The following is an 11569-nucleotide window of genomic DNA, read 5'->3' as shown; positions in this document are numbered from 1 at the left end:
AGAAAAAAATGTCTCAATTTAAAAATATTATCGTAACTGGTGGAGCTGGTTTCATCGGTTCAAACTTTGTACATTATGTTTATAACAATCATCCAGACGTTCACGTAACTGTTTTGGATAAACTTACTTATGCTGGTAACAAAGCTAACATTGAAGCCATCCTTGGTGACCGTGTTGAGCTAGTTGTTGGCGACATTGCAGATGCTGAGTTGGTTGACAAATTGGCTGCTAAGGCAGATGCGATTGTTCACTATGCAGCAGAAAGCCACAACGACAACTCCCTCAACGATCCAAGCCCATTCATCCATACCAACTTTATCGGTACTTATACTCTTCTTGAAGCGGCTCGTAAATACGATATTCGTTTCCACCATGTATCGACTGACGAAGTATACGGAGACCTTCCTTTGCGTGAAGATTTGCCAGGTCATGGCGAAGGTCCAGGTGAGAAATTTACTGCAGAAACCAACTACAACCCATCATCACCATACTCATCAACCAAGGCTGCTTCAGACTTGATTGTTAAAGCATGGGTGCGTTCATTTGGTGTCAAAGCAACGATTTCAAACTGTTCAAACAACTACGGTCCATACCAACATATTGAGAAATTCATCCCACGCCAAATTACCAACATCTTGGCAGGTATCAAGCCAAAACTTTACGGTGAGGGTAAAAACGTCCGTGACTGGATTCATACTAATGACCACTCGACTGGTGTTTGGGCAATCTTGACAAAAGGCCGTATGGGTGAAACTTACCTAATCGGTGCTGACGGTGAGAAAAACAACAAAGAAGTGCTTGAATTGATTCTTGAAAAAATGGGTCAACCAAAAGATGCTTATGACCACGTGACTGACCGTGCAGGACACGATTTGCGCTATGCTATTGACGCAAGCAAACTTCGTGATGAGCTTGGTTGGACACCACAGTTTACCAACTTCTCTGAAGGTTTGGAAGAAACAATCCAGTGGTATACAGACAACCAAGATTGGTGGAAGGCTGAAAAAGAAGCTGTTGAAGCCAACTATGCTAAGACACAGGAAGTTATTAAATAAGACTATTAAAGGCTAGGGCTCTTGCCCAAGCCTTTCTTGAAATAAGGAGCAAATATGATTTTAATTACAGGTGCAAATGGTCAGTTGGGTACAGAGTTGCGTTATCTCTTGGATGAGCGTGGTGTTGAGTACGTTGCCGCTGACGTAGCAGAAATGGACATCACGGATGCCGACAAGGTGGATGCCTTTTTTGCAGAAGTTAAGCCAAGCGTTGTTTACCACTGTGCAGCCTATACAGCTGTTGATATGGCAGAAGATGAAGGCAAAGAACTCAACTACAAGATTAACGTAACAGGCTCTGAAAATGTTGCCAAGGCAGCAGCAAAATACGGTGCAACCCTTGTCTATATCTCAACAGACTATGTTTTCAACGGTGATTTGCCAGTCGGTCAAGAGTGGCAAGTAGATGACCAACCAGATCCTCAATCAGAATATGGTCGTACCAAGCGTTTGGGTGAAGAAGCAGTTGAGAAGTTTGCAGACAAGTTCTACACAGTGCGTACGGCTTGGGTCTTTGGTAACTATGGCAAAAACTTTGTCTTCACCATGCAAAATCTTGCTCAAACACGAGACACTTTAACAGTAGTCAATGACCAACACGGTCGCCCAACCTGGACACGCACACTTGCGGAATTCATGGTACACTTGGTGGACACCAAGCAAGCATTTGGTTACTACCATTTGTCAAACGATGCAGTAGAAGATACGACTTGGTTTGACTTTGCTACGGAAATCCTCAAGGATACTAACACCAAGGTATTGCCAGTGGATTCTAGCCAATTCCCAGCCAAGGCAAAACGTCCATTCAACTCAACCATGAGCTTGGACAAGGCAAAGACGACAGGCTTTGTCATCCCAACTTGGCAAGAAGCTTTGGAAGCATTCTATAAACAAGAAAAGAAATAGTCTACAGGAGATGTGTATGAAAAAGAAAGCGATTGTTAAGCCGTTGTTGACGTCAGCAATCCTTCTTGCTTTACTAGGAAGTGCTATATTACCGTCCGGATCTGTTCCAGTTGTAGCAGCAGAGACAAGTCAAGGTACGACCTATCATTTAACTGATGATGAAAAAGTTGCCGTACGTGAATATATTCAAGCTAAAATGACTATCGATATGCAAGAATATAGATTGGCGTTTCTTGAGGGAATGATGGAAGAAATGGCATCGGGTAGTGCTGAAGCTGCATGGGATGAAGAAATTGCAGACTTGAAGGCAAGCTTAACAGCAGAGCAAGTTGTTGTTTTAGATGAACTTAAAGCAAATTTAATTGGTAGCATAGCTCAACATTATCATTACTTATTTGAGACACTTACAGTCGCTGGAAAAAGCGGAAGAGAAGAAGCAGCGGCTATAGTTTCTAAGTACGAGTCTGAAGATGATGCAAGTACTCCTGAAGCCGAGTTGGCTGCATTGAAATACGCTAGAGAAGTTATCGTTGAACTACTGAATAAAGAGTCGGCAGCGATTGATAATTATATTGCTTATGCAGAAGCAACTGGACAAGAATTAGCTGGATTGTTGGAAAGTGGAAACTCTAATTTAGAATCTATTACATCTGCAACTATAGGATATGGTCAAGCTCTTGCAACTGCTTCGCAACCAAAATTTCCGTATGATTTTTCAGAAATAGACCGACAGATTGCAGAACTAACTGCTAGTCTACAATCAAAAGTCGAGGATAAAAGTACAGCTAATATTGAAAATACTGGGGCACAAACAAGTCAAAGCGTTTCAAATGACTCAAATGATTTGCAAGATGTTTCAGGTCAAGTGGATGGTCAGATTTCTGATGTAGCTACAGGAAAAGGTAGTATTTCCGAAGCAGATAAGAAAAAGGTTATACCAAATGATAAAGCTAAGGTACTACCAAAAACCTCAGGGAAATCTGGTCTTCCATTAACTGTACTAGGACTCATAATAATTTTTGCTGGTTGGCTATTGACAAAGAAGCAAGAAGAAAAATAAAGGATTAGTGTAATTACATCTATTTTGAGAAATATAGTTGTTTTTACATGTGAAATACATAAAGGAGATATTTGTGAAAAAAAGAACGTTGTTATTTCTTTCTTTGTGTGCATCCGCGTTGAATGCTCAGCTTGTTCAAGCGGATATGGTAAATGCCCCATCTAGTCAAGTTTCTTCATCTCAGGTTGCTGAAACTGGCGGGCAGCTATCTGTCGTTGATGAGGCTGGTCAGATTAAAGCTATTCTATCGAACATTCAAGGGGAAATTATTGGTGTTACAGCCCAGTTTAGCTCTGAAACAAATAGCGGCATTACTGTCACATTCTCAATGGATGAGCAGGGGAGATACGTAGCGGTTTTGGATCGGTCTACATTTGCGGAGGAAGACCAAGTCTTTTCGCTGAAGTTAACAGCACAATTAACAGATGGAAGTTTTCAGACCTTATCAGATTATAGTTTCGAGTGGAAGAAGGATGTTGTAAGCGCGGCTGAGAAGCCTACTGCTTTGAATAATAGCAATGCAATCTCGTCTAAAATTGAGGAGGAAGCAACTTCGGCTACTACAAGCTCAACGGTTAATTCTAGTTTGACAGCAGGTACAACAAGTAGTACTTCGAATTCGCTGACCAGAAGTTCTTCCAATACGATTGCAGGAAGTTCGAATGGCTCTACAAGTGTTCCAAGTGCTCGAGTCAGTACAGCTTCCAGTTCGGTCAATGTTACACAACCTACAGGCACCATCACAATTGAAAATCGTAACGATGCCCAAGGTACCTTCGATGTTCGTATTACTAATGTTTCGTCACCGAAAGATATAGCAAGTGTTATCTTACCCACTTGGTCACAGTCAGACGATTTACGCTGGTATGAAGCAAAGCGTCAAGCAGACGGAAGTTATAAATTAACTGTCAATAAGAAAGATCATAAATACCGCACAGGTACCTACACGGTTCATCTATATTATAAGGACTCAAGTGGTGGTTTGACAGGTGCAGGTGGTACAACGACTCATTTATCAGAAGTGAAGCCAACAGGTACCATCACAATTGAAAATCATAACGATGCCCAAGGTACCTTCGATGTTCGTGTTACTAATGTTTCATCGCCGAAAGATATAGCAAGTGTTATCTTACCCACTTGGTCACAGACGGATGATTTACGTTGGTATGAAGCAAAGCGTCAAGCAGACGGAAGTTATAAATTAACTGTCAATAAGAAAGATCATAAGTACCGTACAGGTACCTACACGGTTCATCTATATTATAAGGACTCAAGTGGTGGTTTGACAGGTGCAGGTGGTACAACGACTCATTTATCAGAAGTGAAGCCAACAGGTACCATCACAATTGAAAATCGTAACGATGCCCAAGGTACCTTCGATGTTCGTGTTACTAATGTTTCATCGCCGAAAGATATAGCAAGTGTTATTTTACCCACTTGGTCACAGACGGATGATTTACGTTGGTATGAAGCCACTCGTCAATCAGATGGCAGTTATAAGTTAACTGTTAATAAGAAGGACCATAAGTATCGCACAGGTACCTACACGGTTCATCTATATTATAAGGATTCAAATGGTGGTTTGACAGGTGCAGGTGGTACAATAACTCATTTATCAGAAGTGAAGCCAACAGGTACCATCGCAATTGAAAATCGTAACGATGCCCAAGGTACCTTTGATGTTCGTGTTACTAATGTTTCATCGCCGAAAGATATAGCAAGTGTTATTTTGCCAACTTGGTCACAGACGGATGATTTACGTTGGTATGAAGCAAAGCGTCAAGCAGACGGAAGTTATAAATTAACTGTCAATAAGAAAGATCATAAATACCGCACAGGTACCTACACGGTTCATCTATATTACAAGGATTCAAATGGTGGTTTGACAGGTGCAGGTGGTACAACGACTCATTTATCAGAAGTGAAGCCAACAGGTACCATCACAATTGAAAATCGTAACGATGCCCAAGGTACCTTCGATGTTCGTGTTACTAATGTTTCATCGCCGAAAGATATAGCAAGTGTTATTTTACCCACTTGGTCACAGACGGATGATTTACGTTGGTATGAAGCAAAGCGTCAAGCAGACGGAAGTTATAAATTAACTGTCAATAAGAAAGATCATAAATACCGCACAGGTACCTACACGGTTCACTTATATTATAAGGACTCAAGTGGTGGCCTAACAGGTGCAGGTGGAACAACGACTCATTTATCAGAAGTGAAGCCAACAGGTACCATCACAATTGAAAATCGTAACGATGCCCAAGGTACCTTCGATGTTCGTGTTACTAATGTTTCATCGCCGAAAGATATAGCAAGTGTTCTCTTACCTACCTGGTCTCAGTCAGACGATATACGTTGGTATGAAGCCACTCGTCAATCAGATGGCAGTTATAAGTTAACTGTTAATAAGAAAAACCATAAGTATCGTACAGGTACCTACACGGTTCACTTATATTATAAGGACTCAAGTGGTGGCCTAACAGGTGCAGGTGGAACAACGACTCATTTATCAACCCCGTCGGTACAGCGCTCCTACACAGTCTATATTGACCCAGGACATGGAGGGCGAGACTCAGGAGCTTCTTATGGAGGCGTACATGAAAAAAATCTTGCTTTGTCTGTTTCAAATAAGTTGCGTGAAAATCTCTTGAAATATGGAATCAATGTTTTGATGACCCGTACAGGTGATTATGATGTAGACTTCAAAACAGAGAGGTCACGAATGACGAATGCAAGCAACGCAGACTTATTTATTAGTATCCATTTTAATGCGACGGGTGCAGGAGTTTCGAATGCAACTGGTATCGAAACATACTGGTATCAATACGATCCGGAATACCAACCTAAAATTAATAAAGAAATGCATAATAACCCTACTCGTTTAGCTGAAAGTGATATTTTAGCTAACAAGGTTCAGGAGAGTTTAATTAAGGAAACAGGTGCAGTTAACCGTGGCGTAAGAAGAGAAACTTTTGCAGTCCTTCGCGAGACAGCAATTCCTGCTATTCTAGTGGAGCTAGGATTTATGGATAATCCTTCGGAGTTACAAGTTATCAAACAAGATTCTTATCACACTCGTCTTGCGAAAGCATTGGCACAAGGTGTGATGAACTGGTATGGTGCTGTAGAGGGAAAGTAGGAACTGCAGGTACAGGTATTGAAACAGGAAAGCTTTCTAATGATCAGAAAAGTTTCATAGCTAATCTAGTGCCTGCAATTGAGCAAAATTCAAAAGCGAATTCTATCCTTTCTAGCGTCATGTTATCTCAAGCCATCCTAGAAAGTGCATGGGGAACGTCATACTTGGCGACTCATGGGAATAATCTTTTTGGCATCAAAGCGAATGCTGCATGGACGGGGGATACAATTGAAATCATTACCAATGAATACCGTGATGGTGAGAAGAAGCAAGAAAAGCACTTGTTTAGAAAATATAATTCATGGAATGAAAGTGTAGCAGACTATGCTAAGTTCTTTACCTCTACTCCGTGGAGAATAAAAAATTACCAGAGTTTTAGGGAGGCAACTGATTATCAACAAGCGATTCTTGCGTTAAGACAATCAGGATATGCTACTGATCCGAAATATGGTGAAAAATTACGATCAATTATCGAGAATTACAAGCTTTATCTTTTAGATGATTAAGTTTTTTGGATGATTGATGATAAAATAGCCTTGCTCAAAAACGAGCAAGGCTATTTTTATCACTCATATAGATCTGTTAGAGGTCGTTTATCAACGGCACTATTGTATTCTAGTTGTAAGTAGGTTTGGTAAAGTGATAGGCTTGACATGTCTTCAATTTGTTGACCGCTATTATCGATGTTTCCCCAACTAGTAATGATAGGTGCTTCGATTTGCATATCGCTCAAAAATTGTTGGTAAGGTGATCGAGGAATGGCATAGTCGGATTCGGATAAAATATCCATCAAATATGGAACGAGATAGTTTGGGCTAATAGTTGTAGATTCACGTTCCTTAATATCAAAATTAGACCAAATCACAAAAGGGGTAGAATATTTAGCAGCAGGATTATTTTCATCCATAAACTGCGCGTAAAATTCTTGACTCAAACTAGGTTGGTGATCGCCGTACATGACGATGACCGTAGGCTCTTTGTAAGTGCTAAAGAAAGTAATTAAATCAGCAAATGCTTCGTCCGTCTTCTTCATGCTGGTCAAAAATTCTGTTTCAGCTAAGTATTCAGATGTTGAACCATTAATGCTGACTTCACGAGGGTAAATTTCTTCCGTACTTGGATAGCCTCCATGTCCTTGCATAGTGACAACAAAGCTAAATAGTGGTTGGTCTCCTTTTTGGGCATAAAGTTCTTTTATTCCGTTGAATAAGAATTGATCAGATGGCCAGCCGCGATTAATTGTTAGTGGTGCTAAGCTACTAATAGCAGGTTCCGAATCTAAAAAATAAGATTTATTAAACCCTAGTAGAGGATATACTGCATGACGGTTGTAATTATTTCCAGATTGAGGATGTAGAGCCACGGTCTCATAATTTTTATCTTTTAGATAGGATGCAAAACTTGGTCGTTCTTGTGTGATAATCTGTTGATATGGAAATAAATTAGAAGATAGTAAACTGATTGGGTTACTTGTCAGAACTTCATACTCTGTATTAGCTGTTCCGCCTCCAAATACAGAAACGTTTAATGTACCGTGAACAGCATTATCTGTTAAAGCATGTTGGTTTGAAAGTGGATCAGGCTCCATATTTAATCCCTGTAAGTTTGAAAAATCACTCTGTGATTCATTCTGTATAAAGATAATATTAGGCCGGATTGTTTGTTTTTCTGTTTCAGGAGAGTAATTCTCAAGAACTTCATTAAGTTTGGGAACTGAGTATCCGTCAGGCTTAGTTATTTTACTATCTTCATAGAAAGAGGCGAGCGAGAGTGGCAGCCCAAATTGACCGTAGGTCACGTACATTCTCCAGTAGTTCAATGATATATTTGCATTAGAGACGACAGTTTTATTAATCATTGGAACGATTGTTATTAAAGTTATATATCCTAGTAAGATTCTGCTGAAACGTTTCGGCCATTTGAAATCATAACTAGAATAGAACGTTCTAGAAGGTAGAAGTTTTGGTAAATATAATTTAGGGATAAAGAAAAAGAAGGTCAATAAAATATAAGAAAATACCATGCTTTGTAGCATCCGATTGTTGATATTAATCGCTACGCTAGAAGCTACATTTAATCCATCTGTGATTTGAAAAAGATTATAAAATAATAGAGGAGCACCACGGCTGTCAATCAAAAGTTGGTTACTTATACCAATAAATACTGAAGCGGACAGAATTAATAGGCTGGCAAATCGTAGGTTAGTTGTAAAGACCAGTATTAGGTAGAGGACTCCGATAATGATTAGATTGTTCCAAAGACTGTTTGGGGAAAGAGTAGAGAATTGTGAATAGCTATTTTCAATAATAAATAATGAAAAAATGGGAACTAGAAGATAAATCACTGATAGACTAATCGTTTTGAAGGCTTTAGAGATATGACCTCGGAGTTGTTTGTATCCCAAAAGACTAAAAAATATCAGGTAAGTCAGTGCAACTAATAGCTGTTGAGTTTCCATTTTATTAAAACTGGAATTAAATAGTACTAGTTCGTTGCGATATAAACGTGGGAATGTAAAAGTAGTGAATATATATTGAGTGATTAATAATATTGTTAAGATGCTGATATGTCTTCTCTTGATTCTCCGTGTTGATCCATTTAAGATAAAGCATGATAGGCCTAAAGCAAGAACTATTAAGTGGAGATACCAAAAATGATTATCTTTAGTTATCCGTAAAGTATAGGGAAGTTCAATAAAGGCTAAATTTTTATATTTATCTCCAGTTGATGTGTCAACGGATTCAACCAATTGTCCACCAACTTTAATTTTTACAATAGTCGGATTTTCACTAACAAAGTATTCAAATGATAAGGTTCTTACAGAAGAGGATGATTTAATTATGAGTGAATTTTCCTCACCTAGAGAAGAGAAGTTAGGAATTAAATCAGCATCATTGATTCCCCATTGGTTTTCTATAATTTCTGATGAATGAATATAGCGTCCATTTATTTGGATGCTGTCGATTACTTGGTTTGGTTGTTCTGCGATTATTTCTATAGTTCCATCATTTTTGGTAGAACCTAATTCGTTTTGAATGAGATGTGCATAGAGAAAAAAACTTCCAATCAATCCGATGGAGATTAGTATGTGAATAAGCTGTTTGATTAATTTCATATTTATTAACAATTCTAAGTTTTATATTTTTATGTAAAAGCCAGTACATATTATATCAAATTTTTCTTATTAACTCAAAATTTGTTTTTATCTATACTGTGGAGTTAGAAGTGTAGAAAAAGAAAAGGCTTTATAGCCAAACTAGGATAGAATTAGGAAAAAAAACTAAAAAATGGTATAATGAAAAGAACTGCAATTTGATGGAGAGGATTCATGAAACACGTTTTTATTATCGGTAGTCGTGGACTGCCAGCAAAATATGGTGGCTTTGAGACCTTTGTCCAACAATTGGTCAGTCACCAGCAATCTGAGAAGATTCATTACCATGTGGCTTGTTTATCGGATACAAGTCATCATCAACATTCGACCTACTTAGGTGCAGATTGCTTCACCATTAATCCACCAAAACTTGGACCGGCTCGTGTGATTGCTTATGATATGATGGCGATCGCTTATGCCCTTAAAATCATTAAGGAACAGCAGATAGAGAGACCAATTTTCTATATCTTGGGAAATACCATAGGTGGCTTCATAGCACCTTTTGCGAAAAAGATTCACTCTGTTGGAGGTATCTTGTTTGTCAATCCAGATGGTTTGGAATGGAAACGGGCCAAGTGGGCTAAGCCAGTCCAGAGGTATCTAAAATTTTCTGAAAAAATGATGGTCAAATATGCTGATTTGATTATTGCTGATAATGAGGGAATTGAGGATTATATTCAATCTGAATACTTAGCTACCAATACACGCTTTATTGCCTATGGTACAGATTTAAGTCCGACTAAGTTAACAAAAGAATCTGAACAAGTTCGCCAATATTTTACAAATTGGGACATTAAAGAGAAAGAATTTTATCTGATTATCGGTCGTTTTGTACCTGAGAATAACTATGTGACAGCAATTAGGGAGTTTATGGCAAGCAACACGAGACGTGATTTAGTCATCGTTGCAAACCATGAAGGCTCTGCCTATTTTCAAAAATTGAAAGATGAGACAGGCTTTATATCCGATAAGCGGATTAAGTTCGTAGGAACAGTATATGACCAAGAACTACTTAAATATCTGCGCCAAGAATGTCGAGCTTATATTCATGGACATGAAGTTGGAGGAACCAATCCTAGTCTCCTAGAAGCGCTGGCGCAAACCAATGAAAATTTGGTTTTAGGTGTCGATTTTAACCGCAAAGTTGCCCTAGAAAGTGCTCGGTATTGGAGTAAGGAGTCAGGTAGCCTGAGTCAATTAATTAACCAAATTGATGAGAATGCTGAAGCGGTGGAATTAGGAGAAATTGCGAAAAAACACATGAAGGATGAATACACCTGGGAAAAAATCGTCCAAGAGTACGAGGAATTATTTTTACAATGAAAGTAAACATACTCATGTCGACCTACAATGGTCAACAGTTCTTAGCTGAGCAAATTCGCTCTATCCAAGAACAGACTTACACAGACTGGACACTATTTATTCGTGATGATGGTTCCAGTGATCGAACAAGAGAGCTTATTAAAGATTTTGTTGAACAAGATCAGCGAATTCATTTCATAGATGTTGAGACAGATGAAAATCTCGGTGTCATCAAAAGTTTTCATAGGCTAGTTCATTATGATACTGCTGATTTCTATTTTTTCAGTGACCAAGATGATGTTTGGCTACCAAATAAACTGGAAGTTAGCCTGAAAAAAGCACAAGCCTATCCAACAAATTTGCCATTGATGGTTTATATGGACCTCAAAGTTGTCAATCAAAATCTAGAGGTTATGGCAGAAAGCATGGTAAAATCTCAATCTCATCATGCCAATACGGAATTGGTGCAAGAGTTGACTGAGAATACTGTGACTGGCGGTGTCGCCATGATTAATCATCATCTTGCTGAAATGTGGCAAGTAACTGAGGATATTTTGATGCATGATTGGTATCTGGCCCTGCTTGCGTCAGCCTTTGGAAATTTGGTATTTATTGATCAACCAGGGGAGCTGTACCGCCAGCATTCTGATAATGTTTTAGGAGCTCGAACTCTCTCAAAACGCTTTAAAAAATGGATTCGCCCTCATATTTTATTTGCTGTCTATTGGGATTTGATAAAAAATAGTCAAAAACAAGCCCGCCACTTACTACAAATGCCTCTATCTCAGTCAAATAGAGAATTAATTGAAGCATTTGTAACCATTATGGATAAACCAATGCTTGAACGATTCAGGATTTTAAGAAAATATGGATTGAGGAAAAATAAGGCTTTCCATACATTGGTATTTATAACACTCATTATTACAAAATTTGCTTATAAGGAATAG

General features: G+C 38.7%; 8 protein-coding genes. 7 read left to right on the top strand and 1 reads right to left on the bottom strand.

Annotated elements, in window-relative coordinates:
* The first annotated feature begins 8 nt into the window (after positions 1-8).
* From rfbB to GPW69_RS06525, 5 genes are all read left to right on the top strand, one after another.
* Entirely contained in the window at positions 9-1055 is a 1047-nt protein-coding gene (rfbB, locus tag GPW69_RS06545; protein WP_024411830.1) for a dTDP-glucose 4,6-dehydratase, read from the top strand.
* 54 nt (positions 1056-1109) lie between these two features.
* Complete coding sequence (rfbD, locus tag GPW69_RS06540) at positions 1110-1961, top strand: dTDP-4-dehydrorhamnose reductase (protein WP_074391874.1); 852 nt, start codon at positions 1110-1112, stop codon at positions 1959-1961.
* 16 nt (positions 1962-1977) lie between these two features.
* On the top strand, positions 1978-3021 hold the full coding sequence (locus GPW69_RS06535; RefSeq protein ID WP_074391875.1) for an LPXTG cell wall anchor domain-containing protein: 1044 nt from the start codon (positions 1978-1980) through the stop codon (positions 3019-3021).
* Positions 3022-3058: 37 nt separating this feature from the next.
* Complete coding sequence (locus tag GPW69_RS06530; RefSeq protein WP_156697655.1) at positions 3059-6166, top strand: GBS Bsp-like repeat-containing protein; 3108 nt, start codon at positions 3059-3061, stop codon at positions 6164-6166.
* Positions 6167-6234: 68 nt separating this feature from the next.
* Positions 6235-6672, top strand: a complete 438-nt coding sequence (locus tag GPW69_RS06525) for a glycoside hydrolase family 73 protein (RefSeq protein WP_253182536.1) — start codon at positions 6235-6237, stop codon at positions 6670-6672.
* A 59-nt stretch (positions 6673-6731) separates the two neighbouring features.
* Here the strand turns inward: GPW69_RS06525 and GPW69_RS06520 are convergent, their stop codons facing one another.
* Positions 6732-9281: an LTA synthase family protein gene (locus GPW69_RS06520; protein WP_024389876.1), complete on the bottom strand. Its 2550-nt coding sequence runs from the start codon at positions 9279-9281 to the stop codon at positions 6732-6734.
* Positions 9282-9494: 213 nt separating this feature from the next.
* On the opposite strand from GPW69_RS06520, the gene cps2T reads away from it, so the two are divergent.
* A complete protein-coding gene (gene cps2T / locus GPW69_RS06515; RefSeq protein ID WP_074391878.1) occupies positions 9495-10643 on the top strand; it encodes a beta 1-4 rhamnosyltransferase Cps2T in 1149 nt (382 codons plus the stop codon).
* Positions 10640-11569, top strand: a complete 930-nt coding sequence (locus tag GPW69_RS06510) for a glycosyltransferase family 2 protein (RefSeq protein WP_024389878.1) — start codon at positions 10640-10642, stop codon at positions 11567-11569. The genes cps2T and GPW69_RS06510 overlap by 4 nt, the downstream gene beginning before the upstream one ends.

This window comes from Streptococcus suis (genome assembly GCF_902702775.1).
GTDB lineage: Bacteria > Bacillota > Bacilli > Lactobacillales > Streptococcaceae > Streptococcus > Streptococcus hashimotonensis.
This window is presented reverse-complemented; position numbering and strand designations above follow the sequence as displayed.